33 protein-coding genes are annotated in these 25,211 nt (G+C 35.3%); 17 read left to right on the top strand and 16 right to left on the bottom strand.

Annotated elements, in window-relative coordinates; all coding sequences use genetic code 11:
* Positions 1-4: 4 nt before the first annotated feature.
* On the bottom strand, positions 5-1,306 hold the full coding sequence (locus VCM44_RS14890; protein WP_334679254.1) for a hypothetical protein: 1,302 nt from the start codon (positions 1,304-1,306) through the stop codon (positions 5-7).
* 193 nt (positions 1,307-1,499) lie between these two features.
* Between VCM44_RS14890 and VCM44_RS14885 the strand changes: the two genes are divergently transcribed.
* The 5 genes from VCM44_RS14885 to VCM44_RS14865 all read left to right on the top strand — a co-directional run bounded on the left by VCM44_RS14885 (position 1,500) and on the right by VCM44_RS14865 (position 3,950).
* Positions 1,500-1,748, top strand: coding sequence for a hypothetical protein (locus VCM44_RS14885; RefSeq protein ID WP_334679253.1), 249 nt, complete (start codon positions 1,500-1,502; stop codon positions 1,746-1,748).
* A gap of 2 nt (positions 1,749-1,750) precedes the next feature.
* Positions 1,751-2,197 (top strand): GNAT family N-acetyltransferase, encoded by a 447-nt coding sequence (locus VCM44_RS14880; RefSeq protein WP_334679252.1) that lies wholly within the window; start codon positions 1,751-1,753, stop codon positions 2,195-2,197.
* Between the two features lie 111 nt (positions 2,198-2,308).
* Positions 2,309-2,737, top strand: coding sequence for a host attachment protein (locus tag VCM44_RS14875; RefSeq protein WP_114706408.1), 429 nt, complete (start codon positions 2,309-2,311; stop codon positions 2,735-2,737).
* Positions 2,738-2,847: 110 nt separating this feature from the next.
* The gene (locus tag VCM44_RS14870) at positions 2,848-3,591 is read left to right on the top strand and encodes a phosphatase PAP2 family protein (RefSeq protein ID WP_334679251.1); all 744 of its coding nucleotides are present in this window, start codon (positions 2,848-2,850) and stop codon (positions 3,589-3,591) included.
* Positions 3,592-3,593: 2 nt separating this feature from the next.
* Complete coding sequence (locus VCM44_RS14865; protein WP_114706406.1) at positions 3,594-3,950, top strand: hypothetical protein; 357 nt, start codon at positions 3,594-3,596, stop codon at positions 3,948-3,950.
* A 52-nt stretch (positions 3,951-4,002) separates the two neighbouring features.
* Here VCM44_RS14865 and VCM44_RS14860 read toward each other — a convergent pair whose 3' ends face one another.
* Positions 4,003-4,749, bottom strand: a complete 747-nt coding sequence (locus VCM44_RS14860) for an endonuclease I family protein (RefSeq protein WP_334679250.1) — start codon at positions 4,747-4,749, stop codon at positions 4,003-4,005.
* 320 nt (positions 4,750-5,069) lie between these two features.
* On the opposite strand from VCM44_RS14860, the gene VCM44_RS14855 reads away from it, so the two are divergent.
* Together VCM44_RS14855 and VCM44_RS14850 are read left to right on the top strand one after the other, a co-directional pair.
* On the top strand, positions 5,070-6,980 hold the full coding sequence (locus VCM44_RS14855; RefSeq protein WP_334679249.1) for a hybrid sensor histidine kinase/response regulator: 1,911 nt from the start codon (positions 5,070-5,072) through the stop codon (positions 6,978-6,980).
* Positions 6,981-7,114: 134 nt separating this feature from the next.
* Positions 7,115-7,354, top strand: a complete 240-nt coding sequence (locus tag VCM44_RS14850) for a hypothetical protein (protein WP_114706403.1) — start codon at positions 7,115-7,117, stop codon at positions 7,352-7,354.
* 31 nt (positions 7,355-7,385) lie between these two features.
* On the opposite strand, the gene VCM44_RS14845 is transcribed toward VCM44_RS14850, so the two are convergent.
* A complete protein-coding gene (locus VCM44_RS14845; RefSeq protein ID WP_334679248.1) occupies positions 7,386-7,724 on the bottom strand; it encodes a hypothetical protein in 339 nt (112 codons plus the stop codon).
* Positions 7,725-7,871: 147 nt separating this feature from the next.
* Between VCM44_RS14845 and VCM44_RS14840 the strand changes: the two genes are divergently transcribed.
* From VCM44_RS14840 to VCM44_RS14830, 3 genes are all read left to right on the top strand, one after another.
* Positions 7,872-8,330, top strand: a complete 459-nt coding sequence (locus VCM44_RS14840) for a VOC family protein (RefSeq protein ID WP_114706401.1) — start codon at positions 7,872-7,874, stop codon at positions 8,328-8,330.
* A 44-nt stretch (positions 8,331-8,374) separates the two neighbouring features.
* Positions 8,375-9,598: a chloride channel protein gene (locus VCM44_RS14835; RefSeq protein WP_334679247.1), complete on the top strand. Its 1,224-nt coding sequence runs from the start codon at positions 8,375-8,377 to the stop codon at positions 9,596-9,598.
* 114 nt (positions 9,599-9,712) lie between these two features.
* Positions 9,713-10,582 carry a hypothetical protein gene (locus VCM44_RS14830; protein WP_120404555.1) on the top strand — a complete coding sequence of 290 codons (870 nt, stop codon included), beginning with the start codon at positions 9,713-9,715 and terminating at the stop codon, positions 10,580-10,582.
* Between the two features lie 57 nt (positions 10,583-10,639).
* On the opposite strand, the gene VCM44_RS14825 is transcribed toward VCM44_RS14830, so the two are convergent.
* The 5 genes from VCM44_RS14825 to VCM44_RS14805 form a co-directional block, all read right to left on the bottom strand.
* Positions 10,640-11,914 carry an alkaline phosphatase family protein gene (locus VCM44_RS14825; protein WP_334679246.1) on the bottom strand — a complete coding sequence of 425 codons (1,275 nt, stop codon included), beginning with the start codon at positions 11,912-11,914 and terminating at the stop codon, positions 10,640-10,642.
* A gap of 72 nt (positions 11,915-11,986) precedes the next feature.
* The gene (locus VCM44_RS14820) at positions 11,987-12,178 is read right to left on the bottom strand and encodes a hypothetical protein (protein WP_133296905.1); all 192 of its coding nucleotides are present in this window, start codon (positions 12,176-12,178) and stop codon (positions 11,987-11,989) included.
* A gap of 95 nt (positions 12,179-12,273) precedes the next feature.
* Positions 12,274-13,269: a YceI family protein gene (locus VCM44_RS14815; protein ID WP_334679245.1), complete on the bottom strand. Its 996-nt coding sequence runs from the start codon at positions 13,267-13,269 to the stop codon at positions 12,274-12,276.
* A complete protein-coding gene (locus VCM44_RS14810; RefSeq protein WP_114706396.1) occupies positions 13,250-13,906 on the bottom strand; it encodes an inorganic pyrophosphatase in 657 nt (218 codons plus the stop codon). The genes VCM44_RS14815 and VCM44_RS14810 overlap by 20 nt, the downstream gene beginning before the upstream one ends.
* Before the next feature lie 77 nt (positions 13,907-13,983).
* Positions 13,984-14,439, bottom strand: a complete 456-nt coding sequence (locus VCM44_RS14805) for a tellurite resistance TerB family protein (RefSeq protein WP_120404558.1) — start codon at positions 14,437-14,439, stop codon at positions 13,984-13,986.
* Positions 14,440-14,571: 132 nt separating this feature from the next.
* Here VCM44_RS14805 and VCM44_RS14800 point away from each other — a divergent pair, with 132 nt between their 5' ends.
* Positions 14,572-16,503 carry a hypothetical protein gene (locus tag VCM44_RS14800; protein ID WP_114706394.1) on the top strand — a complete coding sequence of 644 codons (1,932 nt, stop codon included), beginning with the start codon at positions 14,572-14,574 and terminating at the stop codon, positions 16,501-16,503.
* Complete coding sequence (dtd, locus tag VCM44_RS14795; RefSeq protein ID WP_114706393.1) at positions 16,503-16,937, top strand: D-aminoacyl-tRNA deacylase; 435 nt, start codon at positions 16,503-16,505, stop codon at positions 16,935-16,937. Before VCM44_RS14800 ends, dtd begins: the two co-directional genes overlap by 1 nt.
* Before the next feature lie 13 nt (positions 16,938-16,950).
* On the opposite strand, the gene VCM44_RS14790 is transcribed toward dtd, so the two are convergent.
* Positions 16,951-17,172, bottom strand: coding sequence for a hypothetical protein (locus VCM44_RS14790; RefSeq protein WP_114706392.1), 222 nt, complete (start codon positions 17,170-17,172; stop codon positions 16,951-16,953).
* Between the two features lie 222 nt (positions 17,173-17,394).
* On the opposite strand from VCM44_RS14790, the gene VCM44_RS14785 reads away from it, so the two are divergent.
* The gene (locus VCM44_RS14785) at positions 17,395-17,961 is read left to right on the top strand and encodes a hypothetical protein (protein ID WP_114706391.1); all 567 of its coding nucleotides are present in this window, start codon (positions 17,395-17,397) and stop codon (positions 17,959-17,961) included.
* A 39-nt stretch (positions 17,962-18,000) separates the two neighbouring features.
* Here the strand turns inward: VCM44_RS14785 and VCM44_RS14780 are convergent, their stop codons facing one another.
* Positions 18,001-18,411, bottom strand: a complete 411-nt coding sequence (locus tag VCM44_RS14780; protein WP_114706390.1) for an NINE protein — start codon at positions 18,409-18,411, stop codon at positions 18,001-18,003.
* Positions 18,411-18,755 carry a hypothetical protein gene (locus VCM44_RS14775; protein WP_334679244.1) on the bottom strand — a complete coding sequence of 115 codons (345 nt, stop codon included), beginning with the start codon at positions 18,753-18,755 and terminating at the stop codon, positions 18,411-18,413. Before VCM44_RS14775 ends, VCM44_RS14780 begins: the two co-directional genes overlap by 1 nt.
* A gap of 69 nt (positions 18,756-18,824) precedes the next feature.
* Here VCM44_RS14775 and VCM44_RS14770 point away from each other — a divergent pair, with 69 nt between their 5' ends.
* Positions 18,825-19,139: a hypothetical protein gene (locus tag VCM44_RS14770; RefSeq protein WP_334679243.1), complete on the top strand. Its 315-nt coding sequence runs from the start codon at positions 18,825-18,827 to the stop codon at positions 19,137-19,139.
* A 3-nt stretch (positions 19,140-19,142) separates the two neighbouring features.
* The gene (locus VCM44_RS14765; RefSeq protein ID WP_334679242.1) at positions 19,143-19,700 is read left to right on the top strand and encodes an adenylyltransferase/cytidyltransferase family protein; all 558 of its coding nucleotides are present in this window, start codon (positions 19,143-19,145) and stop codon (positions 19,698-19,700) included.
* 294 nt (positions 19,701-19,994) lie between these two features.
* Here the strand turns inward: VCM44_RS14765 and rpsD are convergent, their stop codons facing one another.
* From rpsD to VCM44_RS14750, 3 genes are all read right to left on the bottom strand, one after another.
* Positions 19,995-20,627, bottom strand: coding sequence for a 30S ribosomal protein S4 (gene rpsD, locus VCM44_RS14760; protein ID WP_114706387.1), 633 nt, complete (start codon positions 20,625-20,627; stop codon positions 19,995-19,997).
* A 172-nt stretch (positions 20,628-20,799) separates the two neighbouring features.
* On the bottom strand, positions 20,800-21,669 hold the full coding sequence (locus VCM44_RS14755; protein WP_114706386.1) for an aminotransferase class IV: 870 nt from the start codon (positions 21,667-21,669) through the stop codon (positions 20,800-20,802).
* The gene (locus tag VCM44_RS14750) at positions 21,666-22,175 is read right to left on the bottom strand and encodes a rhodanese-like domain-containing protein (RefSeq protein WP_114706385.1); all 510 of its coding nucleotides are present in this window, start codon (positions 22,173-22,175) and stop codon (positions 21,666-21,668) included. Before VCM44_RS14750 ends, VCM44_RS14755 begins: the two co-directional genes overlap by 4 nt.
* A gap of 115 nt (positions 22,176-22,290) precedes the next feature.
* Between VCM44_RS14750 and VCM44_RS14745 the strand changes: the two genes are divergently transcribed.
* Positions 22,291-23,568: a CFI-box-CTERM domain-containing protein gene (locus tag VCM44_RS14745; protein ID WP_334679241.1), complete on the top strand. Its 1,278-nt coding sequence runs from the start codon at positions 22,291-22,293 to the stop codon at positions 23,566-23,568.
* Positions 23,550-23,918, top strand: a complete 369-nt coding sequence (locus VCM44_RS14740; protein WP_114706383.1) for a response regulator — start codon at positions 23,550-23,552, stop codon at positions 23,916-23,918. Before VCM44_RS14745 ends, VCM44_RS14740 begins: the two co-directional genes overlap by 19 nt.
* A 34-nt stretch (positions 23,919-23,952) precedes the next feature.
* On the opposite strand, the gene VCM44_RS14735 is transcribed toward VCM44_RS14740, so the two are convergent.
* Positions 23,953-24,966 (bottom strand): diiron oxygenase, encoded by a 1,014-nt coding sequence (locus VCM44_RS14735; RefSeq protein WP_334679240.1) that lies wholly within the window; start codon positions 24,964-24,966, stop codon positions 23,953-23,955.
* Positions 24,951-25,211, bottom strand: coding sequence for an acyl carrier protein (locus tag VCM44_RS14730; RefSeq protein ID WP_114706381.1), 261 nt, complete (start codon positions 25,209-25,211; stop codon positions 24,951-24,953). Before VCM44_RS14730 ends, VCM44_RS14735 begins: the two co-directional genes overlap by 16 nt.

Here is a 25,211-nt window from a genome sequence, read left to right as displayed (position 1 = left end):
ATTCTTATGAATTGAGAATTTCCGCTAGTACTTCTTGGCAGCTTTGGGGCGGCCTTAAAAAGTCGGGGGCTTTTGCAAGAATATCTTTAGTTCGATAGCTGATTAGTCCAAAATCACCCTTAAGCTTTTTAATTGTTTCTGTGGCCTCTGGCGACTCTGTTGTATTAGAGAGTATTCTTTGAATATTATCAGAGATAATATTTGAGATATCGTCTTCAAGTTCTTCGTCTAATCCAATTTCATTCATTTTCTTATAGATGAACATAAATGCATCAAGGTCATAAATATTGGCCATGACTTTTTCTGCAAATTGAGAAAAGTAATAAGGAGAAAACTTTCCTAAGTGATTAAGAAGTAGTTCTAACTCTTGTTTCTTTAACTCACCAGATGGGAATTTGTTTAAGTGATTGGAGATAAAGTCCTTTTGTAATAAGGTGTAAAAAGACATTAAATGCTTTGTTTCAATTTCTTTGTAAACTTCTAAGATCTTCTTGTAATCTGTTATTTCACTAAGTTGTTGCTTTATTTTTTCAAGCTCAATTGTATCTAGTTCTGATTGTTTCGTTCTTTCTTCACTGACAATCTCGTTTAAGCTATTTAGTAAATTCGTTTCGTATTCTGTGATAGGACGTTTGCTATTTGTAAAAAAGTGTTGAGTAAATAGAGTTGGTGATGATGGCAGTCGTGCTAATTCATGGCCAGATGACCAATCTAATAGAAACCATTTACCTTTTGCCTTTGAATAGACAAGTTGTTCGACATGGAAATCTCCAATCGTTTGATAAATTGCACTTTGTTTTGCAAAGTCAAAAAGAGCTTCTTCAATATGAGCTTTTTCTACATCTGGTATTGATTCGATATTTGTAAGAAAGTCTTTCAAGTCAAAGTCATTTTCTATTACATCTACAAGAAGGTAAGAGCTATCCTCATATGAATGAATCATTGGAATTGGAAGTTTTGTTTCTTCTAGCTCACTAAATCCTGCAAAGGAATGATTTATATATCGCTTCCCATCATGAATATTATAATTCTTTTCTTGGTTTCCATGGGGAAGTCTAAGGGCCAAATCTTGTCCCATTTCATTGTCGTGTACTTTTAATATTAAGGTCGTATTCCCACTTCCAAGGACTTCTTTGTAGATGACGCTCTTTCCACGTAGATGGATACTTTCGCCAGCTTTAAGCTCCCCTGAAAGAATACTTTGTGCAAAGTTGTCATTGAAGACATCATCTGAATTAAACAGATGAAGATCTGCTGACCAAACTGAGAGGTTGAATGTGAATAGTATAAATAAGAATCTTATCATCATTAGTTTAGATGCAGATGAGGTGCCAAAAAAACGATCGTTATTTCAGTAGGTTACATGAGTCTTGTGTCTAAATAATGATCAAGTGTAGTATATGTAGAATAAAATTATCTTATATTCTAAGTCGCTATATTCCCTAAACAAAAAGAATACCCTATGATAATTTTTTTAAGTGTTAATTTAGTGAGGAGATATGCAGAAGGCAACAAAACTTCGAATTGTCATAAAAAGAGATGGCAAAGAAAAAGCAAATATAAAACTTCCTATTTATTCTCTAAAGCATATCGAAACATTAATGCCAGATGTTGCATTAGTTAAATTAAAAGAAAGAAATATTGATCTTAAGAATATTGTCAAAAAAGTTAAAGATAGTGATTATAGGCCTCAAACACTTTTTGAGATTAATGACCCTAAAAAATCATATCGAGTTTGGATTGAATAAATATGTCAGATTATGAGTACCGAGAATATACAAAGAATACCGATGAAGTTTTTGAAATCGTTTCAAAGGTTAATGGCTATATCTTTAGTCTTCCATATAGTATAGAAAAAATGCGAGATAAAACTCGTCATTGTAAGAAGTTTCTTGCGCAGTTCTTTTTTGATGGTGATGAGCCTATTGCCTTTAAAATTGGTTATGATCGCGAGGATTATTTCTATAGTTGGATTGGTGGTGTTTCATCAATTTATCGTGGACAAAAGTTAGCAACAAAGCTGATGGAAAGACAGCATCAATGGGTAAGAGAGCAGGGATTCCAAAAATTGCGTACTCATACAGATGATCGTTTTCCTGAAATGATAAGTCTTAATTTAAAATTTGGTTTCTATATTTTTGAAAAGCGTTTTAAAGATGATGGTATCGAGCAAATCATCATGGAAAAGGAAATATAAGTTTCCAAATATGTTCACATTGTAAGTAAAAAGCTTATTCTTTACCTTAATTAGTTAGTAGTTTTTATAAAATCAGGCGATGATGGTTATAGTCTCATACAGGAGGTCTCTATGAATCGTTCATGGGTAATTGTCGCCAATAAATCTAGTGCTCGAGTTTATGAGCGTATTAAACGAAAAGATTTAAAACTAATAGAAAGTTTAGAAAATCCTACGGCCAAAAGAAGTGAGTCTGAACAGGTTTCTGATCGTCGAGGTTCAATGTCCCAAAGTCATAGTCATGGGCAACAATCATTTTCCCCAAAGACAACTGCTAAAGAGCATAATGAAATTAGCTTTGCAAAAGAGATCAATGATTTTCTTGAAAAGAATCGTACAAGAAATAAATTTGATGAACTTGAAATTGTAGCGGCACCTTCCTTTCTAGGGATTCTTAAAAAGAACTTAGATAAAGAGCTAGGCAAGCAAGTCACTCAATATACAAATAAGGACTTTGGTGAACGCTCTGATCGTGAAATCAAAAAGTTAATCGCTTCTTAGGTGATTTAGTTCATTGTATTTAAGACTTTTAATTGAAACAAATGTAGGTGTAGGCAAACATCCTAAATACGCTGTAAAATAAGTAAGCTTAAAAACAAGGAAGTTTAAGTTTGCTATTTATTAAGTCTACATTTTTTAAAAGAGTTCTAATTTTATTCTTTTTTCTTATCTATAATCCAGTCAGCTCTCGTGCGAATGAGTGTGGTTGGTTCCTATCTGATTTCACTTCACCTGTTTGTACTGATGCTAAGTATATTTTTTGGACCGGAACAACAATTACTGCTGGTCTTCGTCTACTTAAACAAATTAAAGGCTTTGATGAAATCCAAAGAAGAGCAGTTGCTAAGAATCACCTAAAAGGCTTAGGTGAGTTTGGCGGGGATATTGGCTATGGTTATCTAAATGGAACATATATCTTAGGCAACTACTTATTAGGTGGTGCTAGAGGCGCTAAAAAAGCTTCTCATATGCTTCAGGCCACTTTCTATACTGTAGGGACAACAGTAGCGTTAAAAAGTATGATTCATGAAACGAGACCTGGTTATCCTCAAGAGCATGACTCTTTTCCTTCTGGGCATGCTTCGGCGTCTTTTGCATTTGCTTCTGTCGTTTTAGCGCAGGATGGTGTTTTGTGGGGGAGTTTGGCCCATCTCGCTGCAATATTTATTTCCTTTAGTCGTATAAACGACGAATGGCATTATCTTCATGATGTTACAGCAGGTATGACCATTGGGATGAGCTATGCATGGGGGATTTACTTCAATAATATGGATTATGGAAAACCATATTGGTTCACAGTACTTCCTACTGAGAATTTAGATGGCCTAAGCATAGGATATGCATTAAGTTTTTAGGTATGAAAAACCTATTCTTATCTGTATTAATTTGCGTTTCACTTCCGTCATTTGCTTCTGATGGACTAATCTGTGCAATTGAATCAGCTACATATTATAAAAGAGTTCTTGAAACACAGAATCTAGAAGTTGATAAGTATAAGCATTGTACAATTTCTTGTATTGTTGGAATTGAATGTGGAGTTAAGCCTACGGCAATGATTGGTGTAGCAAAAGAGCTTTATGACTTATTTGGTGGAGGGACACCGGAGTTAGAAGATCTCTTAGCAAATTTAAGAGGATTGAGATTAAGTCAGCGCGGTGATATTCAAAACTTCGAAGAGTGTTCATCTCATTGCCAAGTCTATTATTCAAAATAATAAAAAAGGGCACTTAAAAGTGCCCTTCATATTTCTATAATTTAAAAATATATTAGAAGTCTTGGATTTCTGAAACAAGTTCAGGAGCGTCGATAAATGGATTTCTATTTCCTTGAATACGCTCAATCTTTTCATTTCTTTCTCTTTCATCAGCATCCACAGGGTCTTGCTTATGCCACTGGCGAAATAGTCTTTCTTGATGAGAGTTTAAGCTGCGGCCATAACGTACTGAGAAGTAGAACATTGCACGAGCGACATTTCCTTTGTGAAATTCTGGTGGCTCAAAAGTGTGGTTGTCAAATTTTGATACCTGACAATCATCAAGTCTTGCATTCTTACTATCAACTTCACCAAAGTTATAATTTCCTCTGATGCTATTTGCACGACTTTGAGTAGGAAAGAGGTGGTGAAGGTCAGACACTTGGTATCTTTGATCAGCTCCTCCAAACTTTGATTGTGGCCATGTATGCTCACAATTTACGACTTGGTGATTTGGTATTCTATTTCTTCCAATTGTTCCGATATTTGGTGTTGAGTTCGTGTAGACCTCATCGCAATAAACATCGCGAATATATTGTCCATGGCCTCCATCTCTTTTTAAGTGAAGTTCTCCAAAGAGGTATTCACGGGCCGTACGATAAGAGTTTCTGTAGTGACCATCTGAAGTCATTCTTTTTAAATTATTTTTTAAGTCTGAATTTGAATAAGATTTTGAAATTAAGGTTTTAAGTTGTTGAGGGTTGTAGCTTGCTGTCGCAGCGAACGACAGTAGGGTTACGAAGAGTAGTTTCATCTTCATTTTTTTCTCCAGTGGTCATTTTTTTCTTTGTGTGTGTACTTAATTTATAGGCCAGTTTAATTAATCTGTCTAATAAGAAAAATTAGACCCCCTTATATGTAATAAAATATTAGGAACTTATCTTAATATTTTGAAGGCCTTTTTTTTGACAACACTTGTTAACAAATAATTAAGTTTAGAATGTTATGTAGATGACGATGTGAGTTAGGTGAAAATAAAAAAGGTCCTTAATGATGCGTGGCTTATCTAAGATTTCCATTGTGTTATTACTCTCTGGGTTGGCCTTCCTTGTCATTCTCTACTTTCAAAGGGATGGAGTGTTGAGGGAGAAGTATCATGAAGAGTTCAAAAGTGATGCAAGGAAACTGTCTGCAGGGATAGTGGCCGCTCGAAATTTAAGGAGTGAAGTTCTTAGTACAATTGCACAATTTTTTGCATCGTCGCTAAATGTGAATAAGTGGGAATTTCATAATTTCACAAATAATATGCTCTCAGATTTAAATATTTCTTCAATCTGTTATTTTGGTGAAGATGGAACAACATATAAAACTCTAAATAGTAGAAGAGATAATTGCGGTAAATATCAAAGTAAAAATTCCTCTGGTTTCGATAAAGACACTTCTAACGTTTATATCTTTCAAGATGTAAGCTCTGTTGACGGCACGAAAGGTCGCGCTCTAATGGTTTTTAAATTTAATTCTTTAATACCTAGAGACCTTATGGAAGGTGGTCTTTCAGGGATTAGGATTAACTTACGAACTAGTCAAAGTAATCTAGATTCAGGAATGATGAATTACTTTAATGAAGAAGTCTTTATTGTTGACGGTAATCAAAATTACTATATAGAAGTCACAAAACCTGTTTCTTTCTCTTCTCTAACTTTATCTTTTGACTATATTTTAATTCTTACTTTATTTGCGGCCTTATTTGGACTAGTTATCTACAACGTGGAATCAGCTTTAAAACGAGAGAAATTAATTTCTCTAAAAGTTAAAAAACAAAAAAGAGCAATTGAGAGACAATTTGATGAAATTGCGACACAGAAGAAAATAGCTAGTCAGAATGAAAGGCTTGCCTCAATTGGAGTTTTAGCAGCTGGAATAGGTCATGAGATAAATAATCCTTTATCTATTATTATTGGACAACTAGGGAAATTAAAAGAGCTAGTTAATCGTCAAACTGATGTCGGCGAAAGACTCTTTAAGGTAGATAAGTCAGTTAAAAGGATTGAGAAAATCGTTTCTGCACTTAGAAAATTTTCACGTCAGTCTAGAGATGATGCTGATGAGTCAGAAAAACTTTTTAATGTAAGTGCACTTTTTATTGATACAGTTTCAATGCTTAAGGAGTTGTATGAAAAAGATGGGATTAAAGTTCTTCTTTCACTATCAATTGATGAAGACCTCTATATCAAAGGAGATAGAGGTAAGTTTCAACAGGTGCTGATTAATCTAATTTCTAATGCAAGAGATGCCGTTGAAAATCGAAAAAATGCACTCATAAAAGTTATCGTAAAGTCAGATAGCGAAAACATAGCTGTTTCAGTTTTAGATAATGGAGCTGGTATTACTAAGGAAGATCAGGAAAGGATTTTTGATCTATTTTATACAACTAAAGACGTTGGACGAGGGACAGGTATTGGACTTTCATTAACTCGTGAATTCGTCCAGGATATATTTCATGGAAAAATAAATGTTAGTAGTGAGATTGGAAAGGGGACTGAGTTTCAAGTTGTCGTTCCTGCATATATGGACGAGTCCAAGAAAGAGGAGATAAAGCAAGAAATGATGAATCAAAGTGTCGAAGTTAAAGCTAAAGAAATTAAATGTGTAAAATGTAATGCCTTAGTCGTTGATGATGAAGAAGGTATTAGAGAATTATTACAAGAGATGTTAATGGACTTGGGAATTAATACTAAGACTGCTGAAGATGGAAAAGTTGCCTTAGAGATGTACTTAGATGATCCAAAGGAATTCGATATCATCATTTCTGATTTAAAGATGCCAAATATGAATGGCCCACAGTTATTGAGAGAAATTCGCTCACATAAGAACCTTGATCAACCCAAGTTCATATTAACTAGTGGGTGTGTAAACTTAAACTTTGAAGGTTCAGACAAGGATGTATATGAATATGTAAATGGATTTATCTATAAACCATTTACTGAAGAGCAGTTGATTGAAAAGATCAATGAAGTCTTGTCTAATCAGGAACTTAAATCGGCAGCATAAATTCAATGTAAACTTAATGTTAAGATTTGATCATTATTTTGCCGGGCCCTTTAAAATGCTCCCAAGGTGCAGTATTATTAACTTGTAGGGAAACTTAACGCATTTCAATTCCCGAAGGAAATGGGAGGTTATTTATGAAGCGTTTATTATTGTTTGCCATGATTTTTAGTTCGCTATTTTCATACGCTGAAAAAGATCGAAATATTTCAAGCGTAGGAAATGAAGGTAGTTACTCAAACTCAGCGGCTTATGTCGAAGACAAGATTCCTGAAGATTCAAGAGAGAAGGATGACTCTCGCCAAAGGATATCTCGAGACTATTTTGAAAAATATGTTCATCCAGAAATACACGATAAAAAATTTAGAGAAGATTAAACAAGGGCCACTTTTATAGTGGCCTTTTTATTTAATTACTATTCATTATGCTCTTTACTTGAGATTGGATATCTTTGAATTGTTTTGAGTCAAAATCAATATTCTTTGCCGCGCTTTCTACATCAAAATCAACATTTTTGTTATTCATCTGCTTTGAAGCAAGCTTTCTTCCTAAGTCTGATAATTGATTCCATTCTTGATCAGGCATCGCCGCAAGTTTAGACTTTGCATTATTTGCTTCTTCTGGGCCAATAATTCCTTTTGCTACCATCTTATCAATCATGGAGGCCGTCATATTTCTATCAACACCACTGGCCTGTAGTGAGAAATTAAATAAGAGGCCAAAAACAACTAGTCCTAAACACTTCATATTGTATCCTTTTTTTACTTCACAAAATTATACGATAAGGTCCAGGGCCTACAAAAACCTTACGAAATTTTAGTACGTTATCGCCATTTTTCTTGTTAATATGAGTTTAAAATTGACCACAAAAATTGGATAAAATAGGAGGTCGTGATGGAATTTCTCCACACAATGGTTCGTGTAACTAATCTTGATGAAAGTATGGACTTTTACTGCAATAAATTAGGGCTTAAAGAAGTCCATCGAATTGAGAGTGAAGCTGGACGTTTTACACTGGTTTACTTAAGTGCTCCTGGTGATGTTGAAAGAGCAAAGAAAGAAGAGTCTCCACTTATTGAACTGACATATAATTGGCCAAATGAAGATGGAAGCTTTGAGCAAATGCCAAATAGTAGCCGTAATTGGGGACATCTAGCATTTAGAGTTGAAAATATTTATGAAACTTGTGAGCGTTTACAAGAAATGGGGATAACGATAAATCGTCCACCTCGTGATGGATATATGGCGTTTTTAAAATCTCCTGATGATATTTCAATTGAGCTACTTCAAAAAGGTGAAGCTCTTGAACCAAAGTCTCCTTGGAAAGAAATGGAAAACACTGGAACTTGGTAGAATTATAAATAGACGTTGCCATGATTCCTACTTACAATGGAATTATGGCAATTTCAGATGATGAACTAAATGAAAAAAGAGACTTAAAATACTATTTCACTTTCGTGGTATTGGGAGTTTTAACAGGAATTGCTTCTTCAGTTTTTCTACATCTTCTAAAGTTAGTTACTACAACTCGATTTAAATACCCAGCTCTTATTTATTTCTTACCTATTGCAATGGTCGTTGCAAATTTTTGTTATAAAAAATTTTCTCCACTTAGTGAGCAAGGAAATAATCTGATCATTGATGAGGTTCATCGACCTAAAAGAAAAATACCATTTATTATGATTCCTCTCATTATGTTTTCAACTCTTATATCCCACTTATTTGGAGCAAGTGTTGGACGAGAGGGAAGTGCTGTGCAAATGGGAGGCGCCATCGGCGAGCAATTGGCAAAACTCTTTAAGCACTCAAAAAGAAAGCGTGCCGTTTTATTAATGGCCGGATGTGGGGCCGGATTTGGTACGGCCATAGGTGCACCATTGGCAGGTGCTATCTTTGGTATTGAGGCCATTTATTTAAATGTAAAGATAAAGCTTTCAACATTTCTAGAATGTTTGATCGCTTCATATATTGGCTTTTACACGACTCATTTACTATATGCACCTCATTCAACTTATATACGATTTACAAGTTTGGACTTTAATTGGCATTGGCTTTGGTATTCAATCATTGCAGGGCTATTCTTTGGTGCTCTTGCTAGAGGATTTATTTTACTGATCGATAATGTGAAGTCATTTATTAAAAGCTTTGGTAAGCCTCTACTTATAACTTTTCTAGGTAGTTTATTATTAATAATGATTTACTACGTATTAGATGACATCTCTAAGCAAAGATATACAGGCCTTGGTATCGAAGTTATTCAGCAGGCCCTTGTTGAGTTCGTATCGATAAAGGATGTTATTTTAAAATTTCTACTTACTGCAATATCCCTAATATCTGGAATTAAAGGGGGAGAGTTTACTCCCTTAGTATATATTGGTACGACTGCTGGTTCATGGCTTTCATCAATTCTAACGATAAACCCTAATCTTTTGGCCGCAATCGGCTTTTGTGTCGTCTTTGGAGCAGCTTCAAATACACCTCTTGCTTGTATCGTTATGGGAGCTGAAATATTTGGCCATCATATTTTACCCTATCTGATCGTTGCCATGATTATTGCTCAAATTGTTTCAGGCAAGGAGAGTATTTACTCAGCTCAAATTCTTAAAAAGATTAATAGTTGAGTAAAATGCTTCTGACTTAAACTCGCAAATAAAAATTTTTTCTTTTCAAATAGTTTTCAAAATTTCTATAATGACTTGTTTACATTTAATTATATACTTTCAGGGAGGAAAGAGATGAGAAAATCAACGCTATTGATTGCACTAATCACTGCAATCTTTTCAATTCAATCTTATTCTTGTGATATTCACGGAAAAACAGGTTTCATGCCAACAAACGATATGTATCGTGGAGTTGATGCTCTAACAGGTAATGGAATGACTGAAGAACTTTTCAATATCATTATCGATCGTGCAAATGAAGTTTATGCTCCAGTAGTAGAAACAGAAGGTGCAACTCTTAAGTTTCACCGTAAGTGGGAAGACGGAACAGTAAATGCATACGCTAACCAAGCTGGCGGAGTATGGAATGTTCACATGTTTGGTGGTCTAGCTCGTCATGAGCTTGTAACTCCAGATGGATTTGCACTAGTAGTATGTCACGAATTAGGACACCACCTAGCAGGTGCTCCAAAGATCAAGAGATTTTGGATCCCATCATGGGCATCAAACGAAGGTCAATCTGATTACTGGGCATCACTTAAGTGTTTCAGAAGAATCTTCCAAGATGACAATAATGCTCGTATCGTTTCAAAAATGGAAATCGATCCAGAAGTTGAAAAGAAGTGTGATTCAGTATGGTCTGATGAAAATGAAAATGCACTATGTAAGAGAATGGCACAAGCTTCTAAAGGTTTAGCAACTCTTTTAAACTCTGGACGTCCAGTATCTTTTACAACTCCAGATTCATCAGTAGTTAGAAAAACAGATGATAAGCACCCAGCAGGTCAGTGTCGTCTAGATACTTACTTCCAAGGAGCTCTTTGTGATAAAGATCTAAATGAAGATGTATCTAAAAGAGATGCAACTATTGGTACTTGTAATAGAATCGATAATTACGAAACAGGTATTAGACCACTATGTTGGTATAAGCCAAAAAATATGTAATTTCTTATTAAGTTAGATATTGATATAAAAGAAAGGCAGGTGAAAACCTGCCTTTTTTTATTTTAGAACTTCTTTTATTTTTTCTAGATTTCCATCTATCGTATATTGATTTTCAAGACCTAAGATTCTAAGGATAAGAGGGAAGATATGAATATTCTCTTTTGATTCTCCTAAGTAACTCTCTTTAAAGTCGGGGCCACTTGCATAGAATATTCCATGCATATCCATATCTGAATATTGATCCCAACCATGAGAGGCCTTAGGCATTTTAAATTCTGTTGCGGCAATCCAATATCCATCTTGAGCGATACAGGCAAAATTACCAACTCTTGGACTTGATCTGAAGTGTAGTTTTTCTGGAGTTGAATCTTTATCAAAACATTTAAAATTCTGTGCTAACTTATTGATAGAGCTAATATCTTGGGAGATATTTCTTTTGTTCTCTTTTAAATAGAATTGAACAATCGGACCTGAACCGTAGATTCGATAATCCTCTTTCATGCTTAGAAGTTCCTCATTCTTAAGAATTAATTCTTTCTTATTTTCGTCTACATCCTTCATTCCATGGTCTGAGACAATGATGATATTTAAGTTAGGGACAATCTTTCTTGCAGTGGCGATAAAACCTTCTAGCGTTTTATCTACTTTTAAAATCGCTTCTTTTACTTCTTTGGAGTTTGTTCCATAGTGATGTCCTGCTGAGTCTACGTCTGGAAAATAAAGTGTAATAAAGTATGGCCTTTCCTTTTGAGGAAGTTTTAGCCATTCAATGATTTGTTTCGTTCGCGCCTCATGTGGCATTGTGTGAATATAGTCATACCAATAACTTGGCCTTTGGCCACTGATCTCGGCTTCAGACCCTGGCCAAAATAGAGTCGCAGACCTAAGTCCTTGCTCTTCTACAGCTGACCAGATTGGAGTGGCAAGATAGAAGTCGGAGTTTTTAACTGCTTTGCGATCTCTAAGTGAGTAACTTTGGTTTAAATCAGGTGCATAAAAGTGATTGGCCACAATTCCATGATTCATTGGATATCGGCCAGTGGCAATAGATAAATGATTAGGAAAAGTCTTAGTCGGGTATGCTGGAACAAGGCTCTTTAATTGTGTCCCACTCTTTGCAAACTGAGAAAGAAACTTCGGTGAATATTTCTTAGTATAGTCGTGACGATAACCGTCAAGAGAGATGAGAAGAACTGGGTTGATGTTTTGAAGCTCTTCGACTGAAGCAGCATTGGGGTTCTTCTCTTCTATGTGATAGCTATTTTTAAATTCTGAGTCATTCTTTGTACATGATATTAAGAGTACAAGAATAGGTAAGATAATTCTTAACATGAATAAATCCCTTATTTTAAGTCATTAATAATGACATTTTAAGGGATGATCCTAACTTTTGTATATTAGGAATTAATAACAGTTATAATCATCAAACTCGATATCTTGATAGGCGAATTTCAATGTTCTTATATGATCAAGTGGAATATCAATTTCCTGGCGAAATAGGCCATCGATATCTTTTGTAAAAATGATCCCGTCAACTACTTGGTACTCTACTGTTTCTATCGTCATGGTAGAAACCTCCCTTTCAATCTTCTTCATTGAAGAATTCTAATAATTTGAAAGTTTAAGAACAAGTAAAGTTTTTCTTAAGAAAGCCGGTGATAGAGGAGTTCTAAAGGATTTCTTAAGGTTTGTTATCTGTTAAAAAGTGGGTGCGTTCCTATCCCTGTGTATTTAGTAGTGATATAGAAGATAACTGCAATAAAAGTTGTTACGATAACTGTGGATAGTAAGAACGTTAAATTATCTGAGATATTTTTGGACTCCATCAGCTTTACAAGCTTCTGTTGACCCCAAATGCCTCCACCAATGGCCAATGCAAAAACAATTGCCGTTGAAAAAAGGGTGAGTGTGATATTCATAGGTGCTGAATAGCTACTAGACTCTTGTGGAGCAGGGGACTTTGGGGCCTTCTTTTCTGGCATAATGAGATCTCCCCCTGATGTTTTAGCATCAAGGGATACTTCTCTTTTTACCGAGTTTGTTGGTAGATAAAACCTCGAAAATGCAGGCTTTTCATTGGACTGGTATGCCTCAATTGTAAAATTGATATGAACATCTTTATCCACGACGTTACCACCATCAAAAGTTTTGCTCCAGTTGATATCAAAATCAAAACGATCAATGATAAAGCTGCCTTGAAAATAATGTCCTTCTTTTTCTGTCCATGGATCACTTCTTTTACCAAGATAAGTGATTTTTACAGGTACTGTTTTTTGAACTTTCTTAATTTTGACCTGGATCTCAGTTTTTACTTCTTTTTCTTTTATTGAAAATGGTTGTACAGACTGAAACTTAATTACAGGATATTTCTTTGCATCAAAGAAATCGTCTTTTTTTAGGTGTTGATCACGCTTTTTATCAAAAGTATTAATCGAATTAACTTTGATTTGGCCAACAAGGTTTGAGATGGTCTTATTTTTCATATCAAAGTAGATTTTATAATCTTCAAATTGTCCCTCAACGTCTGTTAGGGCCATATACTTAACTTTGAACTTTAACTTAGAATGCTCTTTGTTAACTATATATGAAGCTGACTGTACATTTACAAAAGACAGGCAAAGAATTAGTGCAAAAAAAAGGTGCCAAATTTGGCACCCTTTATATTTCTTACTTAACGTATTTTTCATTATAATCTTCAATTCCAAGGTTAATTACTTTCATTGCATCTTCAGCACCGTATAGGTCTGTGATTTCAACTTTTGCTTCACCTTCTTTTACAGGAATTTCTTTATAAGTTAGGAAGTAGTGCTTAAGTTCTTCTAAAACAGCAGTTGGAACTTGATCTACATCTGTGATGTGCCCAAACATTGCATCGTCTTTTAGAACAGCAATGATTTTATCATCAATTTCACCACCATCTAGCATTCTGAAACCACCAATAGGTACACAGTTAACTAGGATATCACCTTGCTTAATATTCTTTTCTGTAAGAACACAGATATCAATTGGATCTAGATCACCAACAATTCCTGTTCTTCCTGTTTCTGACTCAGCAAAGTCAGCAGATTTCTTATCTGAGTAAGTGCGTGGAATTAATCCATATAGTTGTGGAATAATATTTGAGAACTTTTGTGGACGATCAACCATTAGGTAACCGCTTTCTTTATGAACTTCATACTTAACACGGTCATTTGGTGTGATTTCAATATATGCGTTTAGAACTCTCTTTGATTCGTCATCCCATGTCTTGATACCATGCCATGGATTTGGTCTAAACATTTGTCCGTACTTTTCTAAAAACTCATTTAGCTCTGCGTTATTCATTATTAATCCTTTGAAAAATATTTGCCAATAACTTAGCACAAAGAGAATTAACTAGGAAGTAAATAGGAGCTCAAATCTTATTTGGTAAAGAACTTGATGATTTCAGCAAAGGCCGACTTTCTTTTGACTTCAATCTCACTTTGAGACATCTTTTTCAGTGCTTCGGCGCTTTGTGTCGTGGCATTGTAAATACCAATCTTAGTCTCTATTTCTGCAAGAATCTTCTTTAGGTAAGCCTCTTCTTTAGGATCGAGCTCATCTGAACGAAATAGGATATTTGCTAAGTGATGCAGTTGAGAGAGGTGGGCCGGATAATTAACATGCCCAATGAACTCGTCTGGTCGATGACGTTGTTCAAGATCCTGACGTAAGATCTCCTTATCCTCTTCATTTAACTTTGCATTATGGATAAATTCCTGAATAAGCTCTCTTTCTTGCTCGGAAACAATATTATCGAGATGAGAGACCGCAATTAGGGTTCTCCACATATTAAGGAAACTTTCGTATTTCTTTGTATCTGTTAGCTCATTCATATAAAAATACTAACATAATTGAGAATTCAATGACTTATAGAGGATATACTTTGCCTAGTAAAAAGCATCCTATAAAGAAGGTATAATAAAGAAGTGTTTTAATGGGCGATTATTTTTATCGCATATAGGTTTATGAAAGTAGAAGATTACTCTAAGAAAATTTCACAGATGAATAGTGAGCAGCGTAAGCAGCTTGATCGTATTCGTTCAGGATATCGTGAAAATCTTAAGAACCTAGAGGATAATAACGAAGAGAAGTTAAATACTCTAAAGCACGAATACTCGAAAAAACAAGATGCTCTCATCAAAGATAATCAATCGAAATTAGAGATTGCTGCCAAAAAGGCCAAAGAGGCCATCGCTAAATCTAAAGAATTCTTTCGTAATAAGAATGAGCAAACACAAGAAGAATTTCGTAAAGTTTCAAAAGAGCAAAAAACAAACTTTGATGAAAAGCTATCTACTTTAAAAAAGTCATATTCAGATACAATTGAGCAGCGAGAAAAGACATTCTCTAATAGCCTAACTTCTCAAAAAAGAAGAGCAGATGAGCGTGTCGAGTTAAACCAAGACCGCTTTCAAGATAAGATTAAGGAACTTCATAAGCATAGTGAAGAATCGACTGAGAAGTTAAATAATGACTTTGCTAAACTTGAAAAAGAGCAAGTTAGAAAGAATCGAAAAGAATTAAATGAATTAAAGTCTCAATTCACTCTAGAAAATCATGAGTTAAAGAATGATGCTAATAAAACACTACGTAAGGTAGTTGATGAAGGCAAAAGACGTGAAGACTTCCTTGTTGAAACGAAGAAGCAAGCTTTAGAAGAGGCCAACGAATCATATGTTAGAGAATTAAATAAGAAGCAAGAAGGCGTTGATCAGATTGCTCGCGACCTACACCTTAAAACACAAAAAAATCTTCAAGAACAAAGGCTTGCTCATCAAGTTGAAGTCAGTGATATCCTTCGCGCAGAAAAGAATAAGCGTGAGGATATTAAGAGTAACCACAATGTTGATATTGCTCGATTTAAAAGTTCTCAATCAATGAAGGCCGTTGAGGATGCTGGCATAAAAGATACTTACGAACAAAAGCTTGAGCGTTTAAAGCAATTGAACGCTGATATTATTAATGATTTTGAACGAAAGTTAGTTCAAAAAGATATTGGTGTTACAAAGAGAATTAAAGAGCAGTCCCTTGATCAACAAGAGCGCTTTATTAATTTTAAAGATGATATGAGAGCGAATATGGATCAGATTCAGGCACGTTCTCAAAAACAACATGAGATAAAGAAAGCACAATATAATCGCAATATCACTCATGAAAAGAAAGTTGCTGAAGATAATATGCTTCATAAAGAAAATCAATATCGTGATCTAATGCAGAGTCAAAGAGAGCACTTTAGAGATAATCTTATTCGTACAGAAGAAAAGAGTGTGGAAACCGTAAACTCTCTTCAGGAATCATTTAGAGAAGAGAAAGAAGAGATTAATGCTCGTAATCGTCGTATGTATGAAGATACACTTATGACTCATCAAAAAGAGATGGATCAAAAGATCGGTGATATTCAAGCTTCTTATGAAAAGAAGTTTCAAGACCAACAGGCACAGCTTAAGAAAACACTTGCTGAAACAGAAGAGAAACTTCATATGCTTACTGAAACAGGCAAGCGTAGACAACAAGCTGAAAATGAGTTCTTTCAAGAGCAAAGCCGTATGCAACGAGCTGAAATGAAGGATAGTGTTGATCATATTAAGGATCAGTATGAGAAGCGTTTCCAATCACTTCGTGATGATTTCAACACAAAGCTTAAGATGATGAAACAAGAAAATGAAGTTAAGCTTTCACGTATGACTCATAACCATAATATGGAAAAACAGAAAATGACGGCCGATCATAATACAGATATGCGCCGAAAGCTAAATATGGCCCAAAAGAAATTAGAGCGTCAGATGAGTGATTCTAAAAGACTTAGAGATCAACTCGTATCTAGTTACGAAGAAAAAATTAAAAACTTAAAAAAACAATATGAATTAAAACAAATTGAAGAATATAAGAAAGTTTAATGAAGATAGTTGTCCAAAGAGTTTCAAGTTCCCAAGTCAAAGTTAATAATAAAATCGTCGGCCAAATAGAAAAAGGTCTTAACCTTTTAGTATGTATCGAACACGATGATACAATGCAGACTCTTAAAAAAGCCGCTGATAAGATTGTCGCCTTAAGAATTTTTTCTGATGAAAGCGGACGCATGAATAAATCCGTTGTTGATATTGAGGGAAGTATTTTGGCCGTCTCACAATTTACCCTTTCTTGGAATGGAAAGAAGGGGAATCGTCCAAGTTTTGATGGAAGTGCCAAACCTGAAGTCGCTCAGAATTTATTTAATGAATTTGTTAAATTACTAAATGAAAAAGTTCCAGTAGAAACTGGTATTTTTGGAGAAAGTATGGCCGTCGTCATAAATAACGACGGGCCAGTGACATTTCATATTGAATTCTAAGAATTGATAAAAGTTATGCTGTAACTTTTGAGTTTTCTGATGCTTTTTCTTTTCTTTCAATAGCAACAGCTGCTTTCCAGATCCCTGCAAAAATAAAAGCAAAGATAACAAAGAAAGTTGCGATGTGAAGTACTTCGATCGTCATCGATGAAGCAATCATTTCTTGATTTCTAACAGGCTCAAGCATTTCACCCTTAGGTACAATAGAAGTTTCGTAAACTTTAGCGTTTGCCATAAGGTCTCCGTAGTAGGTTTAAGTTGTCGATATCCCGAATATATTAAACAATTTTAAAATAAAGTCTAGTAATATCTTAACCTCTCTTAACTTTTTGAAACATGCTCTAGGTCATCTTTTCAGAAGTTTTAAAAATGAGTACATATTTCATAGTATTTATGCCAGTATGGACAAACAAAATTACGTTTGATAAATATTTTTTATTTTAACTTAGGGGGAGAAATGAAATTTTTAAAAATGGCCCTTCTTATGACTATTTTATTTAGCTGTAAGGAATTTAAGGGTAATTTATCTGTCACTTCAGAATTAAACTTAAAAACATCAAAAGATAGCCTAACTCTAGCTCCAGGTGAGTACCGTACAAAGGTTAAATTTGTAGGTAAGAGAAAAATGGTTATTAAAGTTGCAGATGAAAAACTAAAAGTTAAGTTTGATGATAAGCTTAAGCTTCCATCAAATGGTGAATTCTTTTTAGACAAGCTTGATACTTCATTAAATTATGACATTGCTGGAACAATTTCAACTGAAGTTGAAACGGGTCCAATCCGTCATCGTAGTGAGTTCTGTGAAATTACTCATCCACAAGTTGTTTGTAACAGACGTGGAGAGTGTCGTACAATCTATCGTCGATTCCCAGGACGTACTCACGTTGAATATCGTGTTGATACAGTGACTAAGGAATTTGCTCTAGACTTTACTGATGCAGGTCAGACTTATTCAACATTTAGCTCAACAGATGTTAGTAGAGATACTGTTTATCTTTATAGAGGACATTGCGCTATTTACTAGACTAAAAAAATATTCAAGCAAAAATATAAGGGCTTCTTTTTAGAAGCCCTTTTTATTTATTTCATCTATTTGTTCATTAAGAGTCCAGAAGTCGTATAGAATCCCGAATAGGAAGAATCCACCAGTTAAGAGATAGAGAACTCCCATAATAATTTTACCTTGGTAAAACTTATGAAAACCAAAGACTCCTAAGAAAGTTAGGAGAACCCAAGCAATATTGTAGTCCAATACTCCGTCGTAGTAGCGTACATCACATTCTTCATCCATGGCCGGAATGAGAAAAATATCAATAAGCCATCCCACACCAAAAAGACCTAGAGTTAGCATCCAGATTGTTCCTGAAACAGGTTTACCATAGTAGAAGCGGTGAGAGCCCATAAAGCCAAATAGCCATAGAATATAGCCCATGACTTTACTGTGAGTATTATTAGGTAGTGTATTTTGATTCATTACTTATACTCCTTAGTTGCCCATGGAGGTGCCTTACTGTCAGATAACATTTGATCAAATGAGTTTTCAATCTTTTCAAAAATCTCTTTTGCCTCAAAGAAGTCTTCCAATTCTTCAATTTGTTCCTCTTCTTCTAAAGAGAGGGGAATACCAGTGATGATGAAATTTAGTTCACTACCTTCACATTTTGCATTGATGTAAAGTGTGTGAAAGCGCATTTCTTCATTTTGATACTTGGTAAGCTTCGAACCAGAAAGAAAGAGATGGTATTTATCATTAGTATTTGCACCAATTTCTGTTTGGAAAAAATACTCAATATCGTTAAATTCGCAAGAGAACTTCATAATTTGCTCGTTGGTTTATTACATTTAAATTTCCTATACAATATAATTATACTAGACTTGGAGATATATGTGAAAGTTGATTATCTTAAATCACAAAATACTGATGACTTAAATGGAGATAACGTGAGCGAGCAGGATAACAAGCAAAGGCGAGAGCCGCGACGAATTTTAGTTGGTGGAGATAAGAAAACTCTGCCGCTTAATGATCAAGAAATTTTAATTGTTGCTTCAAAACTTAAGAAATATATTAAAGACAAGCATGGCCTTAATACTTCGGCCAACGTGATGCAGGTTCTATCTGATATTGTTAGAGTAAAATGTGATGCAGCAGCTGAGCGCGCGATGCAAAGTGGCCGCAAGACTCTTCAAGATAAAGACTTCTAATAAATGAGTAAATTAGAAGAAATTGCAAATCAGGTTGAGCTGTTTTCCTCAAAAGAAAAAACTTCAGTAACTCTCTTTGGTGGGAGCTTTCACCCATTTCATAAAGGACATCTTGAATGTCTTAACCAATGTTCTAAGTTTGAGGATAATATCATTATTGTTCTCGACTACAGTCATTGGAAGTCTAATGAGCAAGACGATCCATATGGAGAGTACTTGAAGATTAAGTACATGACTGAAGATCGTTTTCAGATCTATACGGGCTTTTGGGCAAAGAAGCAGCGTCGGCCTACGTATGAATGGTTAAAAGAAGTCGACTACCCTGAGGTTAATTGGCTTATGGGTGATGATACATTTGGTTCGTTCTTGCAATGGCATGAAGTTGAGAAAGTATGTCAAAAGCTTAGCAAGGTCTATGTTGTTCCTAGAGAAGAGAAGATGGCCCAATATCGTGAGGTTGAGAAAGTTATTAAAGAATATAACCCTAAGCTTGACGTAATTTATCTAGAGCCTCATGAGTTTCAGGACTTGAGTTCTACTGAGATTCGAGAAAATAAATAAGAGAAGATTGTTTATAATAAGCTAAGAATTAAGGCTAAGAATTAAGGCTAAGAATTAAGGCTAAGAATTAAGGCTAAGAATTAAGGCTAAGAATTAAGGCTAAGAATTAAAGCTAAGAATTAAAAAAGCTCCTGTAGGGAGCTTTTTTATTTCTATCGCTAAGGCTTTCCCATAGCTCCAGATACAACAAAGCCGGGCTTGAACCCGGCTTGTTGAATAGATAATTTGCCCTCTTCGAGGGGAGCTAGCATCGCGTCCAATAGGTTGCCTTTGGGCAACCAATGCCGCGAGTGCTTACTTAACCTTCCAGTAGTACTCAATTACTAGCTGAGAGTTGAAGTCAAATGGTACATCTGACTCAAGAGGTGCAGCAACCATAGTTGCTTTCTTCTTGTCTGAACCTTCAACATTGTAACAAGCTGGAACAGCTGCGAAACGTGGAGATTCTTGAGTTTGCTTGTAAAGTTGGTTGTTGTAACCTTTTTCAGTTAGAGTAACAACATCACCTTCTTTAACGATGTATGATGAACGGTCAACTTTCTTTCCGTTAACTTGTACTTGTCCGTGAGAAACCATTTGAGAAGCTGCCATCATTGATGGTGCAAATCCAAGTCTGAAAACAACGTTGTTCAGTCTTGACTCAAGGTTTGTAAGAAGTACTTCCATCCACGGCTTACCAGCAGTGTTCTTCTTAGCTTGCTTAACGTAAGTAACAAGTTGCTTTTCTCTTAGACCGTAGTGAAATACTAGTTTTTGTTTTTCTTTTAGACGAACGGCATAGTCAGAAATTTTCTTTCTTTTGTTACCGTGAACACCTGGACCGTATGGACGACGAGCTAGTGCTCCACCTTTACCAAGACCTGGAAGTTCAACACCTAGTGCTCTTTGGATTTTAAAGCGTGATCTCGCTGTAGTACTCTTTGCCATGAGGCTCTCCTTATGAATTAAGATTGGGTGGGACAAGGATAAAGTTGCATCACATCTCAAAGGCACAAAGCCTTAGGCCCATCAATCTTATCTAATATTTTCGGATGCAACTGAAGCTTTATAGCTAATAGTCATTACTTTTGTCAATGAATAAATTCGTAAATACAAGAAATTATAGAGGAATGCCTTGTTGCTTTTTAAAGATTTCAAGTACTTGTAACGTTTTTGCTCCTGGACGCCCTCCGCCAATGGCCTGATTATCAATTTTTACAATAGGAACAAGGTATTTTGTAGAGGAAGTTAGGAAGCACTCATCTGCTTCTTTTAATTGGGAGCCAGTGATATTTGTCTCTTCAAAAGGGATATTATTTTCACCTAGAATCTTAATGACATTTTCTCGAGTAATACCTTTTAAAAGTCCGGCCGCAATTGGGGGAGTTTTAAAGACGCCATCCTTAACGATCCACAGGTTACTTGTTGTACATTCAGTTACATTACCGTCTTGGTTGAGCATGATTGCATCAAAGTAGCCGGCTTCACGGGCCTCGTTGTAAGCTAGGATATTGTTGAGATAATTTCCTGACTTTATATTTGGGTCCATTGATTTAACTGGGTTTCTAAGTGTTGAAGAGACGATGACTTCAACACCATCTTGATACCAAGTTTTTGGATTTTCTTGTAAGTCTTTTCCAATAATAATGAGGTTTTGTTTGCTGGCCGCTTTTGGATCAAGTGTAATTTCACCTTCACCTCGCGTAACAACTAATCGGATATAGCAACGCTGGAATCCCTCTTTATGAAGCTTTGTGGCAACTTTCATAATTTGTTCTTCCAACTCTTTGGCCGTGAATTGAAGGTGCATATGCATCTTAAGAGCTGAGTTACGAAGACGTTCAAGATGTTCGTCGAGAAAACCAATCTTTCCATTTCGAACTTCAGTTACCTCATAGACAGAGTCACCATAGAGAAAGCCTCGATCAAATACTGAGATTTTGGCATTTTCTTCATCAATAATTTGGCCATTGATACTAATTACTTTCATGGAAGAATCGACTCATATCCCTTAGGAACGATATTCCAAGCGTCATTTTCAAAGCGTATCTTTTTCACTTCTTTATTATCTTTATAAATCTTTTCCCCACATTGAAGCCAGTCTAGAATTCCTCCAAAGAGGTTTTTAAATTCCGTTTTCTGATTTGACTTTGCTAGCTCAAGAATGGCCTTTGTTGCACGTGTTCCAATCGTTGAGTAAACGATAACTTCGCGTCCATCTAGGCTTTGGTGAGTCTCATGGAGTTTTGAAAGGGGAATGGCCCTTTGAATATGAGAGACATCGTATTGATAGATATTTCGAGCATCAACGAGAACTAGTCTGTTGTCGCGGCGTAATAGTCTTTTTGAAAGATATTGGCAGTCCACAGACTTTACACTTGGGTACTTCTTCCCAAGGGCCGTTGCCATACTTGTTATAACTTGTTTTTGGTTCTTTATACCTTCAGTGTCGATACACGAAGTAAGAAATAATAATGACAAGATAATATACTTCATTGTGCTTCCTATCTGCTCTTTGAATCTATGTTATTTAAGTAACTTATAAGTGACTTCATTCTTATCAAATCTATTATTATTTGACCAAGAAGAAAAGATAAACCATAATTTTAATATGCAAAAATTATTGAAATCACTCATCTTATTAAATTTATTCTTCATCGCAGGTCAACTCTCACACGCTGCCAGTTTGGGACTTGATGACATAGAGGAACCTATTTTTAGATTAAGAGGTGATTCAGGTACCAACCTTAATGAGCTTTTTATTAATATGGGTGGTGATAGCTCGACTCCAGAGGCTGCAATTACACTTTATGTTCCAGTAAAAGTTACGGCCAGCCAAGAAGCAGCTTATTATTTTGATACTTCAAGTGATCTACCGGATGTCGTTTCTACTGATGGAGGATTGTACTTTCAGGATATCGATACTAAAGGTTACAGCGATGAGGAATTATATGTTGCTGTAAAAGATAATAGTAATGGATCAGATGCCAGCTTTAGAATTGTGACTCAAATTCCTAGCTCTGATGTGGAGGCTCCTTTTGTTAGCTTCATTGATCTATGTTCAACATCGGAATTAAATTGCGCTGGTTTTACAGATAAGCTTGCAACAATTAAAGATGAGATCGAATTGGTTTTCTTTTTAAAGCCTGATGGAACTGACTATCCACCAAATGAAGATAATATCGTCATTCCAGATACTGTCGGGCAAGCACTTTATTTTAAATTAGTCATGAGTGCTGCTTCAGAAGATATTCAGACAAAATCCTCTCTTGTTATTAATGCAACTTTTGACGGGGATGCAACGGGGATCATTGAGTATACAGGTGATCACGGAGGAAATGGTTCTTATATTTCTAGAATGGCCTTATATTTAGTTAATCCATCAGCCGCTGTAGCAAAGGCTAACTTCAGAGAAATTATTGAAGAAAAAGGTGAAGATGGAACAATAAAAGTTTCTAGGCTGACAAATGGATTAAATTATCGTGCGGCCATCGCTTACGTTGATCATTTTGGTTTTATCGGAACACTTGTTGAAAGTAGTGATATTAACCCTAAACCAATTGAGAAATTATTGGCCAAGAATCAATGTTATTTAGTCACTGCAGGCTTTGGCCATGATCACTATGTCTTAAATTACTTTCGCCATATTCGAGATGAGTACTTAATGAGCTTTGGAGCAGGGCAATTATTTGTCGAGTTTTATTATGGAACAGCGCCAAAGTTTGTAAAATATATCTTAGAAAACAAAGCCTTGGCCTATACTATTAAACTGTATAGTTTATCAATTTATTTTATTTTACAAAATATAGTATTTATAATAGGATGCATTACATTATTATCGACTTATACATTTAGAAGAGAAATTAAAACATGCCTTACAAAGTACTAATCGTTGATGACGAACCAGATATTTTAGAGCTTTTAGCTGAAGAATTACAGTTTGAAGGTTATGAGACTGAATGTGCAAGTTCTGGAAATAGCGCTGTTAAACTAATCAATAGTGGTGGAACTTTTGATGCGATTATTTCTGACTATAAGATGCCTGATGGTAACGGAAAAGTCGTACTTGATTGTTCAAATAGTCACAAAGAACAAAAAGATAAGGTTTTCTACTTCGTCTCTGGCCAAGCAGATATTTCTCTTAAAGAGGCCATGAAAGAAGGGGTAACTCGCTTCTTCTATAAGCCATTTGATCTTGATGAATTACTAACGAGTTTAAAAGGCGATTTAAGCCAATAGATATATCAAGGCCCTGTTTAACAGGGCCTTTTTTTTAGTTTAGAATTGTTGAGTGAGTACCGCGAACAAAGCGATTTTTACCAAGGTGGTCTTCCTTACTTTCCTCAATTAATAGATCCCAAAAGTCATCCATTTCATCATATTGAGCAAGCAGTTCATAAGTACGGCCAAGGCCTTGTCTTGAAAAAGCACTTCTTTGAAACTCAACATTTGTACGAAGAGTATCAAATTCATCTTTTAGAGTATTAATTGTTTCAGTACTTAGGTCATCGAATTCCTCTTGCATTAGTTCAAGAATTCGAGTGGCCATTCTCTTAGGTCCAAAGTAGCTAGAGATGAAGTTGATAAATACCTTGGCATTAATCTTTCTAAGAATAGGGTTGGCCTTATTGTAGAAAGTTGCTAGGAAACATTCATCAATTTGTTGGTGTCTCACTTCATCAAGCATGTGGTAGTAATGGCACTGCCAGAAGTTCCAATCAACATCTTTTTCTTTTAGGGCCTTATTATATTTCTTCGAGATATCTAATGTACGTTCTTCAAAGAATAGGGCAATCCAAATCCACCATAGAAAGATTTGTGGAAATTTCGTCACAATTTTCATGATAAAGTTTTGAGTCTTAGAAAGCTTAAAAATTCTTAGAGGATTCTCTTTTGAGTAATTCTCAGGTTCAGCTTTCATTAGCATACGAAGAAAGATTTCACCGTGCTTATCTTCTTCTTCCATAAAGTGATCGATGGCCTCGTTCATTTCTGGATTTAGCTTATAGATTCTCTTACAGCTTCTAAGAGCTGGATTGAGAAGTACATTTTCAAACCATATAAATTGCTCGCAAATTGAAAGGCCAATTAATTGGTTAAAGCGAAGCTTTTGAGCATCAGTTAATAAGTCATAACTAGGAAGATATGAGATTGTAATCATCTCATCTGGTGTCCACTTTAAACTCTTATCAATTGGCTTTGTCCAATCAAGAGCTTCTACAGTGAAAGCACGGTCCACAGATTGTTTATTAAGTCTTTGCAGTCTTTCTACTAATCTTGTTTCCATAGTTCTTCCATCTCTTCTTTATGATTATTTTCTAAGTATTTAATTAAGTCTGTTGTTGTTTGGCACTGTAAGAAGATCGTAACAGGTAGATCTTCAAAGTCTTCTTTAAGTCTGGCGATAAAACTCATGGCATCGTATGAATCTAGTCCAAGAGTTGCAAACTTTGTGTCTTCACTTAGCACAACTTCTTTATCTGAAACTTCTGCTATTGCTTCATTTAAATATGTAAGAAGTTTTTGTGCCAT

Origin of the sequence: Halobacteriovorax sp. DPLXC-1 (assembly GCF_036903125.1) — a bacterium.
Classification (GTDB): domain Bacteria; phylum Bdellovibrionota; class Bacteriovoracia; order Bacteriovoracales; family Bacteriovoracaceae; genus Halobacteriovorax_A; species Halobacteriovorax_A vibrionivorans.
This window is presented reverse-complemented; position numbering and strand designations above follow the sequence as displayed.